Origin of the sequence: Pseudomonas versuta (assembly GCF_001294575.1) — a bacterium.
In the GTDB taxonomy this organism is placed as follows: domain Bacteria; phylum Pseudomonadota; class Gammaproteobacteria; order Pseudomonadales; family Pseudomonadaceae; genus Aquipseudomonas; species Aquipseudomonas versuta.
In genome coordinates, this window is sequence record NZ_CP012676.1 from 1,661,847 (window position 1) to 1,685,630 (window position 23,784).

The following is a 23,784-nucleotide window of genomic DNA, read 5'->3' on the forward strand; positions in this document are numbered from 1 at the left end:
GCGGTTTTTTATTGCCTGGAGAAAAGCATGGGCGCAGCACAGCTAATTGATATCCACGGTGCCAAGGGTGGATCAGATAAGCCAAAGACCCCGACTGAAGCCCCGGACAGCCTGCGCTCTATTGCCCTGGCGAAAATGCTAATTGCAGTGGGCGAGGGAGAGTTTGACGGGACGCCTACGGCCAAAAACATCTTTCTCGACAACACTCCGCTGCAGGACGAGCAAGGCAATCTCAATTTTCCGAATGTGAAGTGGGAGTGGCGCACCGGCTCCGTGGAGCAGCCCTACATCCCTGGGATACCTTCGGTTGAGAATGAGACCAGCCTGGGCATTGAGCTGCGTAGCGGCACGCCGTGGGTACGGGCTATCAGCAATATCCAACTTTCCGCTGTGCGTCTTCGCTTTGCTTGGCCGATGCTGCAGTCAATTGATGCCAACGGGAACATCAACGGCTACCGGATCGAATACAAGGTTGAGTTGGCCACGGATGGCGGCGCTTACACGCAGGTTCTGAGTGAGGCAGCAGACGGCAAGACCACCAGCACTTATGAACGTACTCGGCGTATTGATTTGCCCAAGGCGTCGAGCGGCTGGCTGCTGCGCGTTACTCGCATCACTGTGAACCAGAACAACAACAAAATCGCCGACACGATGCAGGTTGCCGGCTTCACCGAGGTTATCGATGCAAAGCTGCGCTACCCGAATACGGCGCTGCTCTACATAGAGTTTTCTGCCGAACAGTTCCGCAATATCCCGGCGATCACGATTGAATGTGATGCACGCAAAATGTCAGTGCCGAGCAATTACGATCCTCGCGCCAGGTCCTACATCGGAATCTGGGATGGCACCTTCAAACAGGCATGGACTGATAACCCGGTCTGGATGACCTACGACATTACCGTCAACGATCGTTTCGGTCTCGGCCGCCGGATCAAGCCGTGGCAGGTCGACAAGTGGGAGCTGTACCGCATCGCTCAGTACTGCGATCAGCTTGTGCCGGACGGCAAGGGCGGGATGGAGCCGCGGTTTGTCTGCAACCTGAACCTGCAAGGCAAAGCAGATGCCTGGACGCTGCTGCGGGACATCTCTGCGATTTACCGCGGCATGACCTACTGGGCGCAGGGCCAGGTCGTTTCGCTATCAGATATGCCCCGGGCAACCGACTTCGATTTTGCCTACACCCGGGCCAACGTCATTGATGGCAAGTTCACCTATGGCAGTGCCTCGGAACGCACACGCTACAGTCGCGCACTGATCAGCTACGACAACCCGGCCAACAACTACGACACCGACGTCACAGCTGTGACTGACAGCAAGCTACAGCGTCGCTATGGAGATAACCCGCTGGAAATAAGTGCCATAGGCTGTACTCGTGAGTCCGAGGCGCAGCGCCGAGGTAAATGGGCGCTGTTAACCAACGCCAAGGATCGGGCGGTGACGTTCAGAACAGGGCTGGCCGGGCGCATCCCGTTGCCGGGGTATGTGATCCCGATTGCTGACGAGTTGATCGCCGGTCGGCCAGTGGGCGGACTGGTGGCGGCGGTTGGCGGCAAGGTCATTACCCTGGACCGCGATACCTCGGCCAAACCCGGCGATCGCCTGATCCTCAACCTGCCCGACGGCAAGTGTGAAGGCCGCACGATTCAGCTGGTCAGTGTGCGCAAAGTTACGGTCACCACTGCGTACTCCGTCGCGCCTGAACCGGAACTGGTCTGGTGCCTGGACGCTGACGATCTCGCGGTACCGCTTTACCGGGTCACCAGCGTGTCGCGACCAGAGCCCGGCGTATTTGAAATCTCGGCCGTGCAGTATGACCCGAGCAAGTTCGCGCATATCGACACTGGCGCCCGACTGGAAGAACGCCCCATCAGCGTGATCCCGATCACCGTGGTGCCGGCGCCGGCCAGTGTCACACTGACGTCGAACTCGTCGATTGCTCAAGGCCTGGCAGTGACCACCATGACCATTGCCTGGGAGTCAGTGGCAGGTGCCGTCGCTTATGACGTTGAGTGGCGCAAGGACAGCGGAAACTGGATCACGGTGCAGCGCACGGGGTCGTCCAGTGTGGATGTCACCGGCATCTACGCGGGTGCTTATCTGGCCCGGGTGCGTGCGGTCAGCGCGTTCGATATCTCCTCGATCTGGAAGTCGTCGCAGCTGACTCACCTCAAAGGTAAAGAGGGCCTGCCACCGGCTGTCAGCTATTTGACCGCTCAGAGCAGGCTCTTTGAGATCGGGTTGAAGTGGGGCTTCCCGCCAGGTGCAGAAGACACCCAGCGGACCGAGATCTGGTACGGCCCGTCCAATAGCCTGGAAAGTGCCGCCAAGCTGTCGGATTTGGCCTACCCGCAAAATGATTACAGCCTGCAGAGTTTGACCGCGGGCGCGCAGTTCTTCTTCTGGGCGCGACTGGTGGATCGCACTGGCAATATTGGACCGTTTTACCCGGTCAAAGACGGGGTGATGGGTCAGGCCAGTGCTGAAGCGGGTCCGATTCTGGAGATGATCGCCGGCAAAATCGGCGAGACCGAGCTGGGCAAACACTTGCTCGACCGGCTTGAATTGATTGACGGTACCGGCCCAGGGTCTGTGAGTGACCGGCTTGATGCTGCCAAAAAGGAACTGGAAGACCTGATTGGCGAAATCACTGACGCGCTGGAGTACGACAACACCAAGTCCTATACCTCGGGCGAAGTAGTGCGCCTGGGCAATCGGCTGTTTCAGGCGATCGCAGCCACCACCGGCAATCCACCGCCCGACGCGACCTATTGGCTCGATATGGGCACGCTGGCCGAAACCACCAATGCCCTGGTGCTCCAGGTGCAGAAGAACTCGGCCAGCATCGTCGAACAGGACGGCAAGATAACGGCTCAGGCCGAGCAGCTCAGTGCGATCAACGCCAAGGTCACTGATCCGGAAACGGGACTTGAGGCCACTGCCGGCGGCTTGAGTTCTCTCAAGGGTACAGTTGAAACCCTCGATGGCAAGATCACGGCCACCGCAGAAAAGGTGGAGGGCGTGTACGCGTTTATCGACTCCGGCTCCGCAGGGGATGAGAGCGGCAGCGCCGGCGATGAGACTTCTTCAGCGGGTGTCTGGTCGATCATGTCCGCGATTGCCGAGCGTGACTTTGCTCAGTCAGTCAGGACAGACGTGGTTGAGGCCAAGGTAGGCCAGAACGCAGCGAGCATTATCGATGTTTCCACAGCAGCTGCAAACGCCACGTCAGCGATGGCGTCACGCGTAACTCAGCTAGACGCCAAAGTTGATAGCAATGCGGCGGCCTTCAAGTCTGAAACGACTGCGCTGGCTGATGCGGACAAGGCCCTGACGCAGAAAACGGATGCACTCCAGGCGGTAGCAGGGGAGAACACCGCTGCAGTTGAAACACTCAGCAAGGCTCAGGCAGACCTCGAAGGCAATCTTTCGACCATGTGGTCGGTAAAAATGCAGGTCAACGCGAATGGGCAACTGGTCACGGCGGGCATCGGGCTGGGGATCGAAACCAATGCTGAGGGTGTGACGCAGAGCCAGTTTCTGGTCAGTGCCGATCGCTTCGCAGTAGTTAGCGCTTTGGCGGGTGGTCAGGTGTTTACGCCGTTTGTGGTGCAGAACGGGCAGGTGTTTATGCAGTCGGCATTTATTCAGGACGGCACGATTACCAATGCCAAAATTGGTGAGTACATCAGCTCAATCAATTATGTACCTGGTATTTCTGGATGGAGATTGGATAAGGCAGGAGGGCTTGAGATTAACGGAGTCGTTGAGGGAGGTGGCCGGCTAACGATCAACAATAACGTGATTCAAGTATTTGATAGTGCAGGAACTCTGCGTGTGCGCATGGGGATATGGGGATGACGGCAGGTTTTCAATGCTTCAACGCGCAAGGGCAACTGATCGTCGATATCACGGATAACCTTCCTCGGTTCATTGGCTCAGTCTTCACCGGGACCGCCGTAGGCGCGTTTGCGATACCTGCGTTTGCGGGCGGGCGTGGTTTTGCCTACAGCACGGACACAACTGACACGTATCCAGGTGATGCGGTAAATCGGCCGATCTTTCAAGTCACTCCATCAGGAATATCGTGGTCGTGGGGAAGCGGCCCACCGATCCGGCGTCCGACGACCATTTTGTATGGAGTTTACTGATGGATGCGGGCCTCCAGATTTTCAATCAGAACAACAACCTACAGATTGACTCTGCGTATTCCAACTACGTGATGACGACCAAAGGATCTGCCGTGAGCAGGCCAAGGTCGCCTGATGCAGGCTATGGGGTCGATATCGCAAGTGGCAAGAAAAATAGCATCATCGCGATTCGTTCCGGCACATACGCGGCAGTGTTCAATAGCTTGGACCCTGCGGGCAACGTCGTTCACCGAGTAGTTACTGAAACAAATGGCGCGGCGTTGGATTACTGGATATTTGCAGCTGATCCGCCTGGAGATACTTCTTTTGGGCTTGAGGTCTATAACGCAGCTGGGGTCAGAGTATTTCAGTCAACAGCGAAGTATATGCGGCTGCTTAACTTCAGCACTGTTCCTGTGACTGCCGGTACCAGCGGAAGTATCGCGACCGCAGGCAAGAGCCCAGCATGGGTTTCGGCGTCATATTGCGCGCTGTGGGAGGGCGTAACTGTACCAAACCCCGGTGGCTCGCCCATATCTCGTGGGGTTTTGAGGACGCTGATGGGGAGAGGTGTCGTTGGCGGTGCTCAGTACCGGTCAGCGATCATATATGAGTTTGGAGCAAACCGAGGGACCTCCAACAATGCTTATGGGTCATTCTTTCTGGTCGATGTAGACAATCTTTAATGCCGTGAACTCGGCAACGCAGCCCGCCACTGAGCGGGCATTTTTTCGCCTGGAGAACAGCATGGCACGACAAGAAATCATCCTGGGTACGCCGCCCTCAGGGCTCGGTGGCGATCCGCCGCGAGTGGCCAGTCAGAAAATTAATCACATGACGCAGGAGCTCTATGACAATTTTTCAGTGATTGGGACGGCGGCTTCAGCTGATCTACAGACTAAAAATAATGACTTGGCCGCAGGCAAAGTTCTGGTCGTAGGCGCTGCCGGCTGGAATGGAGGGGCTGCAATAATTATGGGGTCTGGCACTGATCTTAACGCATTGGTTACTGCCGGTATTTATGCCCTAAACGGAACCTATACAAACGGTCCGCCCGGAACCTCAGCCGGTTATTACCCTCCGCTCTATGTCCGCATAACTGTACATGGGCAAGGGGCTTGGACCTTGCAGGAAGTATTCGGGATTACTGGAGATACGAGTGCTATTCGATATCAATCTGTTGGTGAGTGGGCACCATGGAGAGTCGTTTACACCTCTTCCAATGTCGCTGGCAGTATGTCGGCTGGCGCGATTATTGAGCGAGGAGATAACGCCAGTGGGAGCTACGTCAAGTTCGCCGACGGGACCATGATGACGTGGGGGCAACAGATCATTAACGCGACTGTTTTACCTGGGCAGGCCGTTGCATGGGATGTGGGCAGGCAGCCAATGCCATTTGTTGGTCAGCCTTCACACAAGATAGATATGGCATACATGCATGGCGCTAACGGTACAGGCGATGTCATTTACACCTGTATACAAACCTATGCCACCAGCGGTAGACCGATCGTTGCAGGAGTGAATATGGGCGTCCTGCCCAGCCTGTCCCACCCCAGCTTTACATATGGCACGGTGGTATCTGCATCTCACTTTGTGTACTTCCAGTCAGTCGGGCGGTGGAAATAATGAAAATAGAATTCTTTCCTCAGCGCCTCGATAACGTGTCGGTACTTTACGAAATCAAAGGCGAGTCAGTGGTTATTGCCAATGGCGAGGCATTCGACTTTTCAAAAGTAGAGGAGGGTGATTTCCTGCCCAGAGAAGCCATCAACTCCCCGTGGTTCATGGGCTCAGTAACGCGAGTGAACGGTGAACTGGCGCTGACTTTGTTGCTACCCAACCCCATCAACTACAGCCCGGAGCAAGCATTTCCGGCGCCCATTGTGGTCAAAAAAAGCGGTCCTTTAGTCCTGCCTCAGCCCCTCCCGAAACCCTTGCCCTTTGAGCCTGTGGAGCTTACTGATGAGTAACATTGACTGGTCAAAATTGCGTAAGGCGGCCGACATCAAAGCAGAAGCCGACGCGGCACGTTTAGCTCCCTTGATTGCTGCAGAGTCTGAGTGGGTAGAGCAGGAGCGTCAGTTCGTGGCCGAGCAGCTGGAAGCCATTGAGGATGGTGAAGAGGTCCCTGGCACGGAACGCGAGTGGCGTGATTACCGGATTCTGGTGCGAGCCTGGAAAGCCGGCGCAGATGGTTATCCTGATTCAAGCCTGCGACCAGCACGCCCAAGCTGATTGATCCGCAACATCGAACCCCGCCGAGTGCGGGTATTTTTTTGTCCGGAGAAAGCCATGTCCATCACTGTGCAGCAACTGCTGCAGATTCTTCCGAACGCCGGCCAAGTTGCCGGCGTTTTTACACCCCTACTAAACACCGCGATGGTGCGGTACCAGATCGTTGGCCCGAAGCGAATCGCAGCCTTCATCGCCCAGGTTGGCCACGAGTCAGGCCAGCTCAGGTATGTGAAAGAGATTTGGGGGCCAACCAAAGCACAGGCCCGCTACGAGGGACGTAGTGATCTGGGCAACAACCAGCCGGGCGACGGTTCGAAGTATCGCGGCAGAGGTCTGATCCAAATCACCGGCCGGGCTAATTACATGATGTGCAGCGAGGCGCTGGCACTGGACCTCATCAAGCAACCCGAGCTGCTGGAAAAACCACAGCACGCCTGCATGTCAGCAGCGTGGTTCTGGGATTCCAGAGGACTCAACACACTGGCCGACGCGAGGCAGTTCGACAAGATCACCCAGCGTATTAACGGTGGCCAGAACGGCGCGGCTGATCGGCAGGCGTTGTATGCCCAGGCATTGAAGGTGTTGGCGTGAAGGTTGAGGCGGTGAAGTGGGGAGGGGCGCTGCTGTTGATGTTCGGCTTAATGGCAGGCAGTGCCTGGGCCGCATGGGAGTGGCAAGCCAATACCTACGGCCAGAAGTTGGCCTCGCAGGAAACTGCACACCAGACCGTGCTCACCAACCTGGCCAACGCCAATTCCGCGCTGATTCTGGCGGAGCAGGACAAACGCATTGCCATGGAGCAATGGCTGGCAGCCAGCGACCAAGCCCATTACCGAGCCCTGACCAATGAACAAACCAAACAAGCACGCCTGCGTGATCGCCTTGCTACTGCTGACCTGCGGCTGTCAGTCCTACTCGACGCCACCGAGTCAGTTGGTCGTGACGGAGTGCAGGCCACCACCGGCGCCGGCGGCGTGGTTTATGGAGCCCATAGAGCCCAACTTGACCCAGCGCATGCTCAACGAATTATCGGAATCACCGGCGACGGCGATCAAGGACTGATCGCGCTGCAGGCCTGTCAGGCCTACGCGAGAGCAGTCGCACGATGAGCAACGCTAGTTAGTTCGTTCTTTTGCGCATTAAAGAGTGGCAAACTCCCTGCCGGCCGGGGAGGGTCGATCATGAAAACTGTAATGCTGTCTTTTTTGCTGATATTTATTGCCGGGTGCGCTAACCACCCACTGGACTGCGCAACGGGACTCATTGCCTGGGATGACTGCTTGCCAGGAACAAAAGGGTATGAAATTCGGCAACAGAGCTTGAAGAACCTGTCCGACGCCAAGGCAGGTAAAGACTATGTGGATGATGCCAAATGCCGTTCCTACGGAGCAGTACCTGGTAGCGATGCATATGTGAGCTGCCGCGTTCAGTTAGGTAAGTAATGGGGAACGCGTTAAGCGTGATCGAGGCGTGACTGCGTGATTTCACAGGTGTACGAGCGTGCGTAAATGAAACGGACAATATTGGGCATAATCGAAGCGGGAGAGCCATTGATCCAGCAGGCTATCGAAGCCATGCGTCACCATCGCGAGGCAGAAGTTGCAGGCAAATCTCCAGATGAATTGGCGCGGCTCCGCTTGTTGGCTGACTCGCTCTACCAGGCGGTTGTCGACTATCACCCCCGAGCGATTGCAGATGGATCGCAGGCACTGCATTAGAACTGTCTCACCCCACAGCCTCTGTGAGTTTTTACGTTAATGGCTTCAGCGGCCTGACCAGTTCGGGCCCTTGGTTTTTCACATTCCCCACCGCGTTTCCAACCGGGTACCACTCAAAGTCCTCAGTTGGCTGGCAACAGCTCAACACCAATTCTTCAGCGATTTTTTGATCGAGGTCGTTTCCCAACCACTCTCGCGCATGCTCGGGTGAGAACACCACGGGCCGTCGATCATGAATGTCGACCATCCCCTGATCACTGGCAGCAGTGATAATCACAAACCCATCCCCTTCATGAGGCTCCAGGCCCGTGTGAACTTCGGCCAACGCCGCGAAGAACATCGGCATCTGACTTTTCAGACGAATGAAGTAGGGCTGTTTCTTCTTGAGATCATCCGGATCCTTGACCCACTCATACCATCCATCAGCCATAACCAAGGCGCGGTCTTTGGGCCAGAGTTGTTTGAAGAACTTCCCGGTTGTGACTGTTTCCACTCTGGCGTTGATCGGGTCAGGGCGTTTGCCCTTGGCCCAAAACGGCGCCCAGCCCCAGTGGACGGGATCAATCCGCAGCCCCTCATCTGTGCTGTGAAGAATGCTTACGCGCGTGCCAGGAGCGACGTTGTAGCGACCTATGGGCTGATTGTCATACCCGCTCACGACGACCCGGTCAGGTGCCAACACCTCCAGATAATCAGAAATGCCCTGATACTGCACAAATCGTCCGCACATGGTGGTGACCTCTTGCAAAGGGAACCTTCGCAAAGCGTAGCTCGAAGTGCTCGGGATGTTCCTCTCGTCGAAAATCCCCACAGACAAATTGACCAAAATCACGCACCACAGTTAACTGTACGTACATACAGTTAACTTAAGGCGTGCGTCATGAGCTTCACTTCTCTGGGTCCAATTGCTGAGGGGGGCATTCGCCTGCCTCTTGGTTCTTTCAAGGTCCCGGCCGGATTCCCGTCCCCAGCTGCAGACCATCTCGAAAAGGAAATCTCGTTAGACCAACTGCTGAACATCCGCGCTCCGCATGTTTACCTGGTATCAATCGATGGGGATAGCATGCAGGGAGCTGGGATCTATTCCGGGGATGTGGCCGTTGTCGACCGCTCACTCGAACCGGTCCACGGCGATGTGGTTGTAGCGTTGCTCAATAACGATCCGATTTGCAAACGTCTTTGCTTGCGAGAAAAGAAGGTCATTCTTCAGTCTGAAAACTCGAAATACCCAGACCGGCACGTGCTCGAAGGAGACGATCTCTCCATTTGGGGAGTGATCACTTACACAGTGCGCAGCCATGGCAATTAAGCCAGATCCAGTATTCGCGCTCATCGATTGCAACAGCTTCTATGCCAGCTGTGAGCGTGTGTTTCGTCCTGATCTGGCCAAAGTACCCATCGTGGTACTGAGCAACAATGATCTGAGGGGTGGGAAATGTTAGTAATTCGTGTACAGCCCGCGTAACTCGTGACGTACTCCGGAGCCCCCATTTCCGACCCTACGAAAACCCACGCAAGATAACGAACCGAGAAACGTAAAATTTTTGCTTCTAGGTCTTTATTTGGAAATGTTTATTTCCTATACTGGCCCCATGGTCACCAAATCTGAAATTTCTGCCCGCCCCGGCCGGCCACGCGAGTTCGACACCCAAGCGGCGCTGGACAAGGCGATCACGCGTTTCAGTGAATATGGATTCCACGGCACCTCGATCTCGGACTTGAATGCGTGTCTGGGGCTCACTTCGGGCAGCATCTACAAGGCCTGGGGCGACAAGCGTGGCCTGTTCCTGGCAGCGCTTGATCGGTATATCGCGCTCCGTGCAGAAGCTATTGCTGCTTGCCTGGCGAGCGCACACTCGGGCCGTGACAAAATCGAGTCCCTACTCACTCACTATGCACGCCTTAGCTGCGAGGCGACAGGCCTTACAGGATGTCTGGTGGTCGAAACCGCCGTTGAGCTTTCGTTGGCGGATAAAGAGATTGCAACCTTGATCGCTGCGCAGCAGAACAGGCGAGAAGCCCAACTGCGCCGTCTGATCGAGGAGGGCCAGCTTGATGGTTCTATCCGTAAGGAGCTCGATCCCGCCAATATGGCAAAATTGCTTTTGACCCTTCAGCAGGGTATGCGGGTGGTCGGCAAAACGAAAACTGATGCCAAGCGAATGCTTGGAATGGTTTGCGAGCTGATGCAGTTGCTTTAATAGTATTTTACTTAATTAGGAAACGATCAATTCCATTTAGGGGGAGTCATGAACGTTCGATCAGAGCAGCCGCAGTACGTTGGCGCAGATTTCATGATGCGCACCGATTTCTGGAAGTGCTTTCACCATGCAAGTGCGCGAGTTGGCGATGTCAATCTTCACTACGTTGAGGGAGGTGAGGGCCCGCCTGTATTGCTGATTCCTGGCTGGCCACAGAGCTGGTATGCATGGCGCTATGTAATGCCCCAATTGGTGGATGCCGGTTATCGAGTCATTGCGGTCGACCCTCGCGGTATGGGGGAAAGTGATGCACCGATAGATGATTATGATCTGGGTACTGTAGCCGCTGAACTGCGCTCATTTGCTGAAACAATAGGGCTATTCGAAAGAGGGCCTATCGATGTTGTGGGGCACGACGTAGGCGCTTGGATTGCTTATGCGTGGGCTGCAGACTGGCGCTCGGATATCCGACGCATCGCATTGCTTGACGCTTTGATTCCCGGCGTTTCTGCGCCGCGTACTGACCTGTCCGTCGATGAGGCTAACCGACGTAGTTGGCATTTTGCGTTCAACCAACTCGACGATCTCCCAGAGCTGTTGATTAGCGGACGCGAAGACGTGTTTCTCACTTGGTTGTTTCGTGTCAAGTCACTGCAGCCCTGGACTATCACTGCCGAAGACATCGCCGTTTATGCACGTCAGCTGGCCGCACCTGGCGCATTACGAGCCGCGACCCGCTACTACCAGTGCGCCTTGTCGCCAGAAGGAGTTGCCGCAAACCGGCTTCGCGCTGAGAAGCCACTTGATATACCGGTGCTGGCGTTGGGGGCGGATCGAGGGGTCGGCGATCATATTGTCAAGGCGTTGCAGGCCTTGGCGACTAATGTTCAGGGTGATGTGATCCTTGACGCCGGCCACTATCTGCCAGAAGAAGCCGCCAATCGAATAGCCGATTTGTTGGTGGACTTCCTCAAGCCGCAAGGGAAATAACATGCCTTTGTTCCTGTTTCTCCTAGCCGCCGCCGCTGGCGTGATGCTGCCCCTGCAGGCGGTCGTGAATGCCCGGTTGGGACGGGCAATAGGCGGCCCTCTGTGGGCAGCAGCGCTCTCGTCGGTGGTTGTAGCGACGATACTTGCCTCCCTCGCGCTGGCCTCAGGGAAGCCTTGGCCAAGACTTTCTCAGATGACAGGCCTACCTTGGTGGGCCTGGATCGGAGGGCTATGCGGCGCTGTTGTGCTGTCCGCAATGACCGCCGTCGCTCCTCGTATTGGCGCCGCCAACATGATCGCATTGGTCATGACAGGGCAGGTTCTTGCGGCCATGACTCTGGATCGCCTGGGTTGGTTCGAGATGGCTATACAGCCCTTTAGCGTTCAACGAATGGCGGCGGCAGTATTACTAATTGCTGGTGCGGTGCTGATGAGTGTTTAGGTTTCCAAAAAGCTCTGAGGCGTGGGCGCGCGATATTTGCTGCCGATGAGGAGTTGGTCGTAAACGCTCATCACATCGGAGCCGTTTACGGCCTTAACATTACGATTTAAAGGTAGAGCATATGAAGAGTCTGGAAGGAAAAGTGGCACTCGTTACCGGTGCATCCAAAGGTATTGGCGCTGCCATCGCGAAGGCACTGGCCGCGCAGGGCGCTGCAGTGGTTGTTGGTTATGCCAAAAGCCAATCGGCAGCCGAAACGGTAGTTGCTCAAATTACAGCGGCAGGAGGACGGGCAACGGCGACAGGTGGCGACGTCACTAAAGCTGAAGACGCCGAGGCGTTTGTTCAGTCAGCCATTGACGAATTTGGTCGCTTGGATATCGTGGTCAATAACTCCGGGATTTATGCTTTTAGCCCAATCGAAGAGGTTACTGAGGACGATTTCCATCTTCAATTCAATACCAACGTGCTAGGCCTACTCCTAATGACTCGTGCAGCCGTCAAACACCTGGGCGAAGGCGCCAGCATCATCAACATCAGCTCGAGTATCACCTCCCTGTTGCCAGCAGACTCCGTTCTTTACAGCGGCACAAAAGCTGCTGTCGACGCCATTACCGGGGTGCTTGCTAAAGAGTTAGCTCCGCGCAAAATCCGCGTAAACGCGATTAATCCGGGATATACGGAAACCGAGGGCACCCATCGCACCGGTATCACCGGGTCGGATATGGAAAAAAATCTGATTGCCTCGACGCCTCTAGGTCGGGGCGGAAAGCCCGAAGATATTGCCGATGTGGCCGTGATCCTGGCTTCGGATGCTGCGCGTTGGCTGACGGGGGAGCGGCTTTTCGCCTCCGGAGGGATGCGTTAGCCCGCATAGATTCGAATAACATGAGAAGGGTGCCGTGCTTATCAGTCATCTGAGACTGGTTACAGGCATAAAGCCTGGCACGATATTGTATTGATATCGCACCTGCGCTCTCAACGGGAAAATGTTAGGAGCTTATTGTGTTGTAGAATCAACAGGTTGTGGCTTACTAACAGTTAGTATCATTCAGATCGACTGACGGCTGCGTAATTGCTCGCAGCTATGACGCCAAGCCCCACGTGAAAATGGGGGAGCCGTATTTCCAGATAAAGCATCGCCTGGAGAAGCTGGGCATTGTGGCCTTCTCATCGAACTATGCGCTGTATGGCGACATGAGCGAGCGGGTCATGAGCTTGATCGAAGCGATGGTGCCGGCGGTGGAGGTCTACAGCATTGATGAGTCATTCGCTGATCTGACCGGCATAGCTGATGCTTCGGCCATGGGGCGGAAAATACGCAGCCGCATATTTCAATGTACCGGCATCCCCGTCGGCGTAGGGATCGCGCATACCAAAACCCTGGCCAAGCTAGCCAACCACACTGCGAAGCGATTACAGGCCCAAACCGGCGGGGTCGTGAACCTATGCGGGGACTTTGAACGCGATTGGGTGCTGCGTAATACAGACGTCTCTGAGGTGTGGGGGGTAGGGCGGAAAATGACTGCACACCTGGAAACAATGGGCATTCGTACTGCCATGGACCTAGCCAAGGCTGATCCGTGGACGCTGCGCAAGAAATTCAGCATCGTTATTGAGAAAACCGCCCGGGAGTTAGCCGGGACGCCTTGTCTTGAGCTGGACGAGCCTGATCCGCCAAAGCAGGAAATCTGTTGCAGCCGCATGTTCGGCAAACGACTGACTGAGCTGGCACCCATAAAAGAGGCGGTGGCCACTTACATGATGCGTGCCTCAGAGAAGCTGCGCGCCCAGAAGTCCTACTGTAAAAAGGTTCGGGTCAGTATCCGCACCGGTATGTTCAATCCGGATGAGGCCAAATACGCCAAGGGAGTGGTGGTAACGCTTCCTTATCCCACTGACGATGTACGGCTGCTGACAAAGGCTGCAGTGGATGCACTCGATCATGTATTTCAACCCGGATTTAAGTACAGCAAGGCTGAGGTCTTGCTGCTGGACCTTCGGCAGCCTGGTGAGTTTTCAGATGATCTGTTTGCAGTTAACCAGCCGGCAGAAGCATCCCGGGTGATGGCTGTGCTGGATGAAATCAATGGTCGCTGGGGAAGGGGTACGCTGCGTGCAGCGAGTGTGCCGAGCAACCCCGATTGGGGTATGAGGCGAGAGATGATGAGTCAGAGCTACACGACACAGATTCAGCAATTATGGCAGGTGTCTTGTAGGTAGATGGGAAGTGGATTTTCAGTTGGCAGGACGCCAAGGAAGGTTGATATGTGCGTCGGGAGATATTCGGGGAATTGCTACTCAGGGTCAAGCATCGTGGGGCGTCGTTGCAGCGAGCGCGAGATGCAAAGCCCTGATTTCATTGGGCTTTTAGGAGTTATGCAAGCATGGGGTGCTAGGGGTCGAGTGTTGGAATCACTCCGTCCCGACCATGTTTTTCAATGACTTAGACCAACTTTCGCGAGTTGGGCTTTTTCATGTGCGTGACTTTTGCGTGGCTTCTCCAAATCTACGCCTGCTTCCTCTTCAGAATCGTCAGCACCGGCCCGCGCGAGTCAGTTGCTGATACCTTATTTGCAGCTTATATCAGCTGCCCCAGTTCAGCGCCGGAGTAGTGGCTGGAGATGTCTAAAATACCGGGCGCTATTCAGTCGCCTGTGCCAGTCCAAAACCTGCCGTTGGTTGCATTCAATAGTCATCGAAGACGGCTGGAAATAGGGCTAAAAGTCACACCAGTCTGACCACATGCCGGGGGGAGCGGTAGTGATGTGGTACAGCCAATTGTTTGAGCCGACCTCGTTTACTAGCCGAATCGTCCCAAGACTGACTTTCGCCAATTAATCCAATTCTTCCGGGCGCCTGTGGCGGCAGGCAGAATAAATCATTCCAACTCAAGCTTCATGTGAATGATTTCTATGGGTAGCCCACCCACACCGTGACTGAAAAAACCGTGCTTTTGTGCCACAAAGCCATGCTTTTTATAGAAGCCTTCTGCGTTTAAAGTCGACTCTACCTTTATAAAGCGGATGTCAGGCCCACGTGCATTATCAATACCTGTCTTGAGCAAATGCGCACCAAGCACCTTACTGGAGGCCTCGCGAAGAAGAAAAAGCGCGTCACTTCTCCTGGCTCTGAATCGACAAAGCCAACGATCCTGCCCAGTTGCAGGGCCACCACCAGTTGCCCTTGTTTTATCAGTCGCTCATAAAACTCTGGGGTCCTTTCGCCCATCCAGCCATTGAGTTGCTCTGGGGTATACAGTCCGTTCGACAGCTCGGCTATCGACTGCCGAGTGACATGGAAAATAGCTTCGCCATCTCCTGGTTGTGCAGTTCGAAGGGTAAATTCCTTTTTCATGTCCGCTGCTTTTTTTGTTTGGATTTATGGTGCCCTTGAATCTTGTTCGAAGGTCCGTTTTTGGCCGAAAGCAGACCCTCTTACAACACTGTCAGTTTTGGAGTTCTAGGAAAAATTATCAGTCAGCAGAACTCCGTAGGAAACGACAAGGACTCGTACTGTCTTTGATTGGACGGATCGGGGGAGAGCGCTTAAGTCGCAGTTTCAATCAAGTCTAACGGGCTGCTTTAATTTTGCTACAGCAATACTGAAATAAAACATAAGTTATTGATTAATAATGATTTTTTAAGTCAGTGGCTTCGATCCATCATAGGGGCCACGCTAAAGCGTCTGGACACCGCAGAGCCCGTGTTTACGTGGGGTGCAACTGAATTCTGTACCATTTTGCTCTACGTGTTTTAGGCGTGTTTTAGGGGGTAAAAGTGCGTTTTTGATGGCTCGCTGGTACAAGGTACCAACTCATTTTTGAATTGTACCAGTTGACCATGGCCACGATCAGAGCACGGATATGCACCGACGGCAGCATCAGTTAGACGGCCCAAATACGCCTGATTCGTGAAGGGGCGCAAGTCTACCAAGAGTGACTGACTTTCGCCCGTAAACAGGCTGCCCAGCCACGGGGGGCAGGCTTCTGTTTGAGATAGATTGGGACACTCCCAGGGTTGCAAGCGTCTCAGGTCGTCGCGACTGGAACTCGATGCGCGGCTACACACTTCATCGTGGGCGATGGGGATGCTGACTGGCCGTCCATGGCCGGATGTTTTGGCTGCAGGTGGATATTGCTGGATGTTCTAGAAGGGCGGTCTAGGCACCATAAAGGCACTTTGATATCATTTTGATACCGCATTAACGCCACAACAACAGGATTTTTTTGTGCCTAAGTTCTTTACTTCGGACTGTGTGATTTCTAACTTGAGCCGGATTGAGCCCGGTAAAGATGTGTTCAAGGCGACCATTGATGGCCGGCAGATTGAGCGTTTGGTAATGGAGCCTGAGGTTCATCAGTACCTGACGGGTGTCGGTAAGGATACAAAAAACCGCGTGTGGTTTTTTGCGCCGGGATTCAAAAAAGCGCTGATCATTGGCGGCATAGAAAATGCCGCCGGTGAGCGTCAAGTCATCAAAAGCAAGCTATCGCACAAATTGTATAATCTGACGATTCGTCCAGCCTGTGCGGGTTTTCTGTTCTGGTTTGCGAGCTGGTTAGTGTTAGTCATTCCGGTTGCACTGTATGCCTACAACGTTGCCGAAAAATCATGGAAGGGGCCGGGTGCGACCATCTACAACATCATTAATCCGATTGGGATCTATGGTGGTATCGCTGTCGCCATAGGGCTTAGCTTTTCAGCCTGGCATCTGTATAAAAAACTGGCCAACCTGGAAGCTTGGCAGTCCGGTGACACCACCGCTTACACCAAGGTCGTTAAACCGGCATTTGGCTCGGGGCTGGCTGCAAAATCCAGGGCCGAAAGCATCGGTTGATTAAAGTGTTCCCGACAAAAAAAGCCCGCTGATAGCGGGCTTTTTCAGGTCACATCAACCAAGGCGTTATTTTTGGTTAATGGTGTCCGGCAATGCATAAGCGATGATGTAGTCACCCACATCAGGCGAGTGGCTCATGCCACCTGCCGAGATGACCACGTATTGCTTGCCGGTGGCGGGGGATTTGTAGATCAGCGGGGCTGCAACCGCGCCAACCGGCAGGCGTGCTTTCCAGACCTCTCTACCGGTGGCCGAATCGAGGGCTCTGAGGTAGTAGTCCTGGGTACCGGCGAAGAACACCAGGCCAGATGCTGTTGAGGTCGGGCCACCCAGGGTCGGCATGCCCAACGGGATCGGCATATGGGTTTTGATACCCAGCGGGCCGGTGTCCTGGACGGTGCCCAGTGGGACCTGCCAGACCAGTTTCTGGCTGTTCAGGTCGATTGCGCTCATGCTGCCGAAGGGCGGGGTGTTGCACGGTACGCCTAGTGGTGACTGCAGAATGTCGATTTTTACACCGCCATAGATACCGGCAACTTGTGGCCGAATGGTTCCCATGAAACCAGGCACTTCATCGCTCGAAACCTTGAACTTCTTGGTGTCTTCCTTAGTGACCAGTGACATGCGCAGCGGCATACGCATGTCGTTGACGAACATCATGCCGGTGTTTTCGTCGATGGAGATGCCGCCCCAGTTCATGCCGCCCAGCAAACCTGGCCATTCGATGTACGGTTTTTCACTTGGAGGTGTAAATGGACCCAGGTACACGGAGTCTTTGAACATGATCCGGCAATACAGTTGGTCGAATGTCGTCACGCCCCACATGGACTTCTCTGTCAGCGGGTCGACCCCAATGGTCGGCATCCCTACGGAGAAGGGTTGGGTAGGCGAAAGATGCTCGCCTTCGGCTGCTGGCGAGGTAGGAACAGCGCGTTCTTCAACTTCTGTGACTGGCTTGCCGGTACGACGATCCAGCACAAAAATGTTGCCGGTTTTGCTGGTCTGGATCAGGACTGGAGTTTTCACGCCCTGGGCGTTTTTGATGTCATAGAGGACCGGCTGCGAAGGCAGGTCATAATCCCAGACATCATGGTGAACGATCTGATAAACCCACTTGGCTTTACCGGTTGATGCATCGACTGCAACGACCGCTGTACCAAACTTTTCTTTGACCTGGTTGCGATCACCACCCCAGTAGTCGGGCGGGCCATTACCCGTAGGCAGGTAAACCAGATTCAACTCTTTATCGTAGGTCGGAACAGTCCAAACGTTAGGCGTCTCAAGGGTGAACTGATGATCGGCTGCTGCTGTGTCCTTGGCCTCTGGAGCGCCCACATCCCATGCCCACACCAACGCACCGGTCAGGACGTCGAATGCACGCACGGCGCCGGAAGGCTCGCCTGCCACAATGTCACGTACCCAGCCACCGACCACGGTGAGATGGCCCATGACTACTGGCAGTGAGGTTGGGTGATAGCGCTTGCTGTGTTCTGTCGGGCCCATGCCTTTCTTGAGATCAACGTAACCGTTGTCGCCAAAGCTCGGGCACAGGGTGCCGGTATGCGCATCAAGTGCGAACAATCGGGCATCTACAGACGACACCAGAATACGCTGGCGGCACTGCTGTTCAGTGCTGTATGACGCCTTGACCTCAGCGCTCAGGCTGTCGTCTTTATCGATGTCGTAATAGCCCACACCGCGGCAAGTTACATGCTCTTCGCTTTTGGCGTGGGGATCGAATTTCCAGATCGGGGTCCCGGTATCACCGTCCAGGGCGGTTATCAGGTTTTCCGGCGTGCACGAGTACAGAACGTTACCGATCTGTAACGGTGTGTTTTCGTCTACACCCGCGCCAGCACCCGTGGTGCGACGGCCTGTTCTGTAGGTCCATGCAACCTGCAGATCCTTGACGTTGTCCGGTGTGATTTGCGTGTAAGGGGCAAACCTTGTTCCCGATGCATTACGCCCAAAGAACTCCCAGTTTTGATCGATGCCGGAGGGCTCTTCGGCCTTGGGTGTGCCAGTGGCAGCGACCGGGTTGGAGATCCCTCCGTGCGGGTAGAACGCAGCAATAAAGGTCGCGATCAATGCCAGGAATACGGCGATCCCTAAGCGGTTGGCAACGCGTCGAGTATTCAAGGACGTGTCCGGCAACGCGGCGCCCACCCACAAGCTGAGCGTCAGGATAATGGCTGGCACGACCAGGCGTGGCAACAGTTCCCAATAGCTGAACTGACCGACCTCATAAAAGGCCCAGGCACAAGTTGCCAGGAAGATGGCAACGGAGAGGGTAATGCCAAGGCGCTTGCGCAACAGAAAGAGGACGGTAAGCACCAGATAAGCCAAGCCTGCAATCAAGTAGTAACTTGAGCCGCCCAGTGCCACTAGTTGGATACCGCCATAAATCAAAGCGATGCCCACGGTAAATACAAACAGGGAAAACAGGACCCTCGCGATATTGCTCATGGAGAGCCTTGCAGTTGGAGATGGATTGTCATTCGTCATTTTCGTGAATGCTCTGCTAGTGGATACAAGACTGTTCGCGCCGGGTGCGAACAGCTGAGTCGAATGTTCAGTTCGATCCGTAATGCACTGATGGTGGCGCGTGTTGGATTGCGCATCTTGTCGACAACAAGTGAGCACTGGACATCAACGCCGAGGACTCTACGAAAAGTAAGGCAGGTGTTTGCTTGGGTATTGAGGATTCTCGACGCTCTGTTCGTTGCCCAGAGACGCTGAGTCAGTTTATACGGGGGCGGATTTGGATAAATCCAACAGCAGGAGAAACATTGTTCAAAAAACAGTAACAATCCGTGGTGGCCTGGAGGTTGCTTATTCTCCAAGTCCTCTTTTGGCTCGATCCACTAATGATCTCAAGAGCAACTTGTTCAGAAAATGATCGCCGCTTTTGCAAGCGAAAGTCCGTAGATTACCGGTGGATTATTGCCTCATCACCCACATAATTTTTCAATTTCGTGGATATATCCAAAAAATCATCCGCTTAAACTTGCCCTCACGACTCGCGCCCGATGACATCTGTAGTTCAATAACTTTCAGGGCGACGATGCCACTGTAAAGCGAAGTTCCCGGCGGCTTCGAGCACCCGTAATCACGTTGCATTGACGGGGCTGCCCCTCAAGAAACCAGATCATGGACCCCCCTTGATGCCGCCGGTAGAAACCGGTTCGGCCCGGGTTTTCAATGGCTGGCCAGCGCCCCGGTTCTGACGAAACTTTCAGGCGTTAAGCAGGAACGGCCAGCCTGCTGCCAGGTCCGCGCGTGGTGGATCAGTACACCAACATTTTTTACGGAGCACAGCCCAAATGCTTTTTTCTTTGCGCACCCTGCTGGCACACCAGCCTGTGCGGCGGTTTGTCATTAAGTATCTTGACTCCATCCTGGGCACTGGCGGACTCATCCGCCCTGATGAATCGTTCGACACTTACCGGTGATTGGGGCGGTGAGCGTCGAAAGCTTGCTGACAAGGGAATCACGATTACCGGTGATTACAGCTCAGAAACAATTTCTAACCTGCATGGGGGGATCAAACGCGGTACGCGTTATGCGCAGCAATTACGTGTGGCTGTCAAGTTTGATCTGAGTAAATTGCTCGACACTCCGGACGCCGGATTTGTGCAGATAATGGTTAACGACCGTCGCGGCAATAGCGCCACGGAAGACTTGCTCGGCAATCGGCTGTCAGCACAAGAAAACTACGGAGGGGAATACACCCGACTGACTGAGTTCAGTTACCAGCGCAATCTGTTCTCTGCAGCGGTGTCCGCCACAGTCGGTTACCTGGTGATGGGCACCGATTTTGGTGGCATGCCGATTTTGACCAATTTTGTGAGCGCCGGCTTTTGTGCGCATCCGTTGACCATGTCCAGCGGAAGTGGGTGGGGCAACTATCCCACGGCCCATTGGGGGGCAGAGTTACGCTATGACGTTAACGACTCACTGACGTTGCAAACAGCGGTATTCCAGGTCAACCCGGAGCACAACAGTCTTCCCTCTGAAGCGTTTTCAATGCCCAGACACGATACCACCGGGGCCATTTTGCCACTGGAAGCTATCTTCAATAACCACGCCTTTCTCAGTGGCTAATACAAAGCAGGTTGGTACTACGACAGTTCGCACTCGCCAAAAATTGGCAGCATCGAAAAAAGCAGCAACCGCACCGGTGCTTATGTGCTGATGGACCAGGCTATCTGGCGGGATGAGCAAGACCCTGAAAGTGTGCTGCGTCTGTTTGGCCAGGCGGCCACCAGCAACGCGGCAACCTCGCCGATGCGGCGCTGGTATTCGGTCGGCCTGGTCAAGCAAAAGCCATTTGCCAGCCGCCCGCATGACACCATCGCATTTGGCTACGGTCGAGCCGTGCTCAATTCGCGAGCGCGGGACCTACAAGAATCGGCTGCAACCAGCCTCGGCGAATCCGAAATTATCGCCAGCCTCGACAATGGCGAGCAAATGCTTGAGCTCAATTATGGTGCGCAGGTCACCCCATGGCTGTTGCTGCGTCCGGACCTGCAGTATTACATCGAGCCGGGTGCTTTCTCCGGTAAAAAAAGAGCCAACGCATTGGCCGCTGGCCTACAGGTCAAAGTGACGTTTTAAAAGAGTCGTTTGGGTGAGCATTCAGCGAAAACCCTGCGCCAATCAAGCTATGCATCACTGCTTTGCCTTCGACACTTTATGATTGAGTATGATTATTTCTAAAAGGAGGTTTTGCAGTATGGACAAGGCATTCAAGCAGCCATTATTCGTGGTCGGGATATCGATGTTTACTACAGGCCTGGCGACTTCAATTCCCGGACTTTGGATACCCGGTAGCGTATTCATGGCCATAGGCTGGTCGCAGAAGTCGAAGGATTGAGGCTAGCCAAGGTCGAGCAAGTCCCGCCGGTATTCCTTATGGCAGTGCTGCTGCTTATCGGCGCAGGCCCGAGCGTGATCACAGCGCTCAGGCCCGAGGCTGGCTCGGGTCGCGGATGACATCCAGTATGCGGCGCAACAGAGATGTCACCTTCTAGCCGGAGTACAGGGCAGCTACGTCTGGACAGCCACTCTTGATGTCTGGCCAGGCTGCGGCCCGGAGCGCTGTCATCCTCGTACTGAGCCGCCCACTCCAGGAACTCCGGTTTGGCGCGACCGAAGCGTTCGATTTCCCGACGTTCGAGTCTCTCCAGCCGCAGTTCCACAGGCAGGGCAAGAAATACCACGAGATCAAATATATCTTCAAGGGCCTGACCCCAGCCCATGATGGAGCCGGCAACCACGGCCCTGGCTGCGCAGCGCATTTGCACAAGCAAGTGCTCATCGCGCAGGTCTTTATCAGCCAGATGCTGATAGGGCGGGTCACTGGGCAGCCACAAATAATCATCTGCTTCCAGATGCGCCAGCTGCCACTCGGCTGCCAAGGCCCGAGCCAGGGTGGTTGTGCCTGTACCTGCGGCACCAGTAATCAGGATGTAGCGTGGTGGCTCTTCGATCATTTTGTTTAAACCGTCTTGAACCTGCGCCGTCTTCCACCAGAAGCCAGAACCCCGTCCAGTTCGGTGCAGGTGTCGTTTTCACTTCATTCTGGCCGCAAAGGGCAAGCGGTTCCTCAGGTTCATCCTAATGGATGCTCGATCACCATCACGGCAGTCGTATCCGCCTCGAGGGCTTCGAACACGTGGGGCGCATTGGCGAGGTAACTGATGTAGTCGCCGGCATGCAGCAGCACCGGCTCATTGGCCGGGCCGATATTAGCGCTGCCGCTGCACAGCACCACATGTTCCACAGTCCCTGGCGGGTGGGGTAGAGACTGGCGCAATGCGCCGGGCTGCACCTCGAGCCGATAGATATCGCGCCGTACCCCTGCCGGGCAGTCCGCCAGCAGGGTCGCCGCGTAGTTGCCGTTCTCGGTATAGGCCGTCGAGCCCTCATTGGCACGAATGACCCGCGTATTCTGCCGCGGTTGCTCGAAGAACCGGGTGACCTGCAAACCCATGGCCATGGCCAGCGCCCACAACGTTTCGATGCTCGGATTGCCGAGGCCGGACTCCAGCTGGGACAAGGTCGATTTAGCCACCCCGGCGCGTTTTGCCAGCTCTGTCACTGAAAGCCCGGCTGCCAGGCGCTCGCGTCTGATCGATAGAGCCAGTTGATCTATTCGACTCAGGTGGATTGCGAGTTTATCGTTCGTTATATCGGTCATTTGTTTTTCAAATCGTCCTTAATCGGGTTGACGCTCGGGTATGCAGTGTTCAGTATGGCGGTCATTCGTTCATTATATTATTGGTGTTGCCGTGCGATAGCCAGCACGGGGTGGGCCTGAGTTCACGGTGATGCCAGCGCCAGGGAAGCAATGGGTAATGAAGTCACACACTCGTCATAGATATGATTCCAGCGGGCAGGTCCCGTGAGCTGGTTTGTGTTGCGACTTTGCTGCTTTTGGGTGTACCTGCACTGGCAGGAGCCCGAGGGCTGGCGGTCGTTGCTGGTTGCCACGCAATTGGCTGAACAACATTGCCAGCGGTTATTCTGCGGACCGCTCTGAGTGTGCACAGCCCGTAGGCAGTTACCTGTTCAGCGATTTATGTTCACGATATTCATGGAGGATTCTGACTGATGGCACGTGTGAGTTTGATCTTGACCCCCGGTTTTGCGGACTGGGAATACGCTTTGATCGCAGGAACCGGTTCTGCGTTTTATGGAATCGATGTCAGGTTTTTTGCTCCCGCTACGGGAGAGTTCCGATCGCAGGGTGGGTTGGCAGTCACCGTCGAAGGCACCTTGCAGCAATGTCTGGACTGGAATCCGGACGTAGTTGCCGTCATTGGGGGAATGATCTGGGAAAGTGCAGATGCACCGCATCTTGGAGATTTTCTACACGCCAGTCGATCAGGTGGCGCCATCTTTGCGGGTATCTGTGGTGGAACGTTGGCACTTGCAAGGGCAGGGCTTCTCGACACGGTGACCCATACCTCGAACAGTGCTGAGTTCTTGCAACACAACGCCGCTGATTATAAAGGGGCAGGGCTTTATACAAGCAGCCCCGCAGCGGTGGCCGCTGATCGCATCATCACGGCCCCTGGCACTGCTCCGGTGAGCTTTACCTGCGCAGTGTTTGAAGGTGCCGGGCTATCGACAGAGATCATTGCGCAATTCAGGTCAATGCTGGCGGCGGAACATGAGTGAGCGCCTGGTCATCCGCAGCGCCGATCAGATGCTGCTTTTAATTAGCC

General features: G+C 55.0%; 22 protein-coding genes and 3 pseudogenes. 19 read left to right on the forward strand and 6 right to left on the reverse strand.

Annotation, left to right across the window (positions count from 1 at the left end):
• The first annotated feature begins 27 nt into the window (after window positions 1-27).
• The 9 genes from AOC04_RS07510 to AOC04_RS24115 all read left to right on the forward strand — a co-directional run bounded on the left by AOC04_RS07510 (window position 28) and on the right by AOC04_RS24115 (window position 8,080).
• A complete protein-coding gene (locus AOC04_RS07510) occupies window positions 28-3,858 on the forward strand; it encodes a TipJ family phage tail tip protein (protein WP_060692036.1) in 3,831 nt (1,276 codons plus the stop codon).
• A 289-nt stretch (window positions 3,859-4,147) separates the two neighbouring features.
• A complete protein-coding gene (locus tag AOC04_RS07520; RefSeq protein ID WP_060692040.1) occupies window positions 4,148-4,813 on the forward strand; it encodes a hypothetical protein in 666 nt (221 codons plus the stop codon).
• 61 nt (window positions 4,814-4,874) lie between these two features.
• Entirely contained in the window at window positions 4,875-5,753 is an 879-nt protein-coding gene (locus tag AOC04_RS07525) for a pyocin knob domain-containing protein (RefSeq protein ID WP_060692042.1), read from the forward strand.
• Complete coding sequence (locus AOC04_RS07530; protein WP_060692044.1) at window positions 5,753-6,097, forward strand: hypothetical protein; 345 nt, start codon at window positions 5,753-5,755, stop codon at window positions 6,095-6,097. Before AOC04_RS07525 ends, AOC04_RS07530 begins: the two co-directional genes overlap by 1 nt.
• Window positions 6,090-6,362: a hypothetical protein gene (locus AOC04_RS07535; RefSeq protein WP_060692046.1), complete on the forward strand. Its 273-nt coding sequence runs from the start codon at window positions 6,090-6,092 to the stop codon at window positions 6,360-6,362. The genes AOC04_RS07530 and AOC04_RS07535 overlap by 8 nt, the downstream gene beginning before the upstream one ends.
• A 57-nt stretch (window positions 6,363-6,419) precedes the next feature.
• Entirely contained in the window at window positions 6,420-6,953 is a 534-nt protein-coding gene (locus AOC04_RS07540) for a glycoside hydrolase family 19 protein (protein WP_060692048.1), read from the forward strand.
• The gene (locus AOC04_RS07545) at window positions 6,950-7,471 is read left to right on the forward strand and encodes a lysis system spanin subunit (protein ID WP_073514956.1); all 522 of its coding nucleotides are present in this window, start codon (window positions 6,950-6,952) and stop codon (window positions 7,469-7,471) included. Before AOC04_RS07540 ends, AOC04_RS07545 begins: the two co-directional genes overlap by 4 nt.
• Window positions 7,472-7,543: 72 nt before the next feature.
• The gene (locus AOC04_RS07550) at window positions 7,544-7,804 is read left to right on the forward strand and encodes a hypothetical protein (protein WP_060692050.1); all 261 of its coding nucleotides are present in this window, start codon (window positions 7,544-7,546) and stop codon (window positions 7,802-7,804) included.
• 66 nt (window positions 7,805-7,870) lie between these two features.
• The gene (locus tag AOC04_RS24115) at window positions 7,871-8,080 is read left to right on the forward strand and encodes a hypothetical protein (RefSeq protein WP_060692051.1); all 210 of its coding nucleotides are present in this window, start codon (window positions 7,871-7,873) and stop codon (window positions 8,078-8,080) included.
• Between the two features lie 31 nt (window positions 8,081-8,111).
• On the opposite strand, the gene AOC04_RS07560 is transcribed toward AOC04_RS24115, so the two are convergent.
• Window positions 8,112-8,810: an SOS response-associated peptidase family protein gene (locus tag AOC04_RS07560; RefSeq protein ID WP_060692053.1), complete on the reverse strand. Its 699-nt coding sequence runs from the start codon at window positions 8,808-8,810 to the stop codon at window positions 8,112-8,114.
• Between the two features lie 150 nt (window positions 8,811-8,960).
• Between AOC04_RS07560 and AOC04_RS07565 the strand changes: the two genes are divergently transcribed.
• The 7 genes and pseudogenes from AOC04_RS07565 to AOC04_RS07590 all read left to right on the forward strand — a co-directional run.
• Complete coding sequence (locus AOC04_RS07565) at window positions 8,961-9,389, forward strand: LexA family protein (RefSeq protein ID WP_060692055.1); 429 nt, start codon at window positions 8,961-8,963, stop codon at window positions 9,387-9,389.
• A pseudogene (locus AOC04_RS23380) lies at window positions 9,379-9,501 on the forward strand (Y-family DNA polymerase); the annotation flags it as partial. The gene AOC04_RS07565 and the pseudogene AOC04_RS23380, both read left to right, overlap by 11 nt.
• 147 nt (window positions 9,502-9,648) lie before the next feature.
• Complete coding sequence (locus AOC04_RS07570) at window positions 9,649-10,281, forward strand: TetR/AcrR family transcriptional regulator (protein ID WP_205891794.1); 633 nt, start codon at window positions 9,649-9,651, stop codon at window positions 10,279-10,281.
• A gap of 48 nt (window positions 10,282-10,329) precedes the next feature.
• Window positions 10,330-11,271 (forward strand): alpha/beta fold hydrolase, encoded by a 942-nt coding sequence (locus tag AOC04_RS07575; protein WP_073514958.1) that lies wholly within the window; start codon window positions 10,330-10,332, stop codon window positions 11,269-11,271.
• 1 nt (window position 11,272) lies between these two features.
• Window positions 11,273-11,713, forward strand: a complete 441-nt coding sequence (locus AOC04_RS07580; RefSeq protein WP_060692058.1) for a DMT family transporter — start codon at window positions 11,273-11,275, stop codon at window positions 11,711-11,713.
• Window positions 11,714-11,834: 121 nt separating this feature from the next.
• Window positions 11,835-12,581, forward strand: coding sequence for a glucose 1-dehydrogenase (locus tag AOC04_RS07585; RefSeq protein WP_060692061.1), 747 nt, complete (start codon window positions 11,835-11,837; stop codon window positions 12,579-12,581).
• A gap of 191 nt (window positions 12,582-12,772) precedes the next feature.
• Window positions 12,773-13,936: pseudogene (locus AOC04_RS07590) on the forward strand (Y-family DNA polymerase); the annotation flags it as partial.
• Between the two features lie 658 nt (window positions 13,937-14,594).
• Here the strand turns inward: AOC04_RS07590 and AOC04_RS24120 are convergent.
• The gene (locus AOC04_RS24120; protein WP_237178896.1) at window positions 14,595-14,795 is read right to left on the reverse strand and encodes a GNAT family N-acetyltransferase; all 201 of its coding nucleotides are present in this window, start codon (window positions 14,793-14,795) and stop codon (window positions 14,595-14,597) included.
• Window positions 14,729-15,070, reverse strand: a complete 342-nt coding sequence (locus AOC04_RS07595; protein WP_237178978.1) for a GNAT family N-acetyltransferase — start codon at window positions 15,068-15,070, stop codon at window positions 14,729-14,731. The genes AOC04_RS24120 and AOC04_RS07595 overlap by 67 nt, the downstream gene beginning before the upstream one ends.
• An 873-nt stretch (window positions 15,071-15,943) precedes the next feature.
• Here AOC04_RS07595 and AOC04_RS07600 point away from each other — a divergent pair.
• Entirely contained in the window at window positions 15,944-16,552 is a 609-nt protein-coding gene (locus AOC04_RS07600; protein WP_060692063.1) for a hypothetical protein, read from the forward strand.
• A gap of 66 nt (window positions 16,553-16,618) precedes the next feature.
• Here AOC04_RS07600 and AOC04_RS07605 read toward each other — a convergent pair whose 3' ends face one another.
• A complete protein-coding gene (locus AOC04_RS07605; RefSeq protein WP_125878534.1) occupies window positions 16,619-19,018 on the reverse strand; it encodes a membrane-bound PQQ-dependent dehydrogenase, glucose/quinate/shikimate family in 2,400 nt (799 codons plus the stop codon).
• Window positions 19,019-19,875: 857 nt separating this feature from the next.
• Between AOC04_RS07605 and AOC04_RS07610 the strand changes: the two are divergent.
• Window positions 19,876-21,169, forward strand: a pseudogene (locus AOC04_RS07610) (carbohydrate porin).
• Between the two features lie 221 nt (window positions 21,170-21,390).
• Here the strand turns inward: AOC04_RS07610 and AOC04_RS23390 are convergent.
• Together AOC04_RS23390 and AOC04_RS07620 are read right to left on the reverse strand one after the other, a co-directional pair.
• Window positions 21,391-22,047, reverse strand: coding sequence for an AAA family ATPase (locus tag AOC04_RS23390; protein ID WP_073514959.1), 657 nt, complete (start codon window positions 22,045-22,047; stop codon window positions 21,391-21,393).
• Between the two features lie 119 nt (window positions 22,048-22,166).
• Entirely contained in the window at window positions 22,167-22,754 is a 588-nt protein-coding gene (locus AOC04_RS07620) for a helix-turn-helix domain-containing protein (RefSeq protein ID WP_060692071.1), read from the reverse strand.
• A gap of 413 nt (window positions 22,755-23,167) precedes the next feature.
• Between AOC04_RS07620 and AOC04_RS07625 the strand changes: the two genes are divergently transcribed.
• Window positions 23,168-23,737, forward strand: coding sequence for a DJ-1/PfpI family protein (locus AOC04_RS07625; RefSeq protein ID WP_060692073.1), 570 nt, complete (start codon window positions 23,168-23,170; stop codon window positions 23,735-23,737).
• Window positions 23,738-23,784 lie beyond the last annotated feature (47 nt).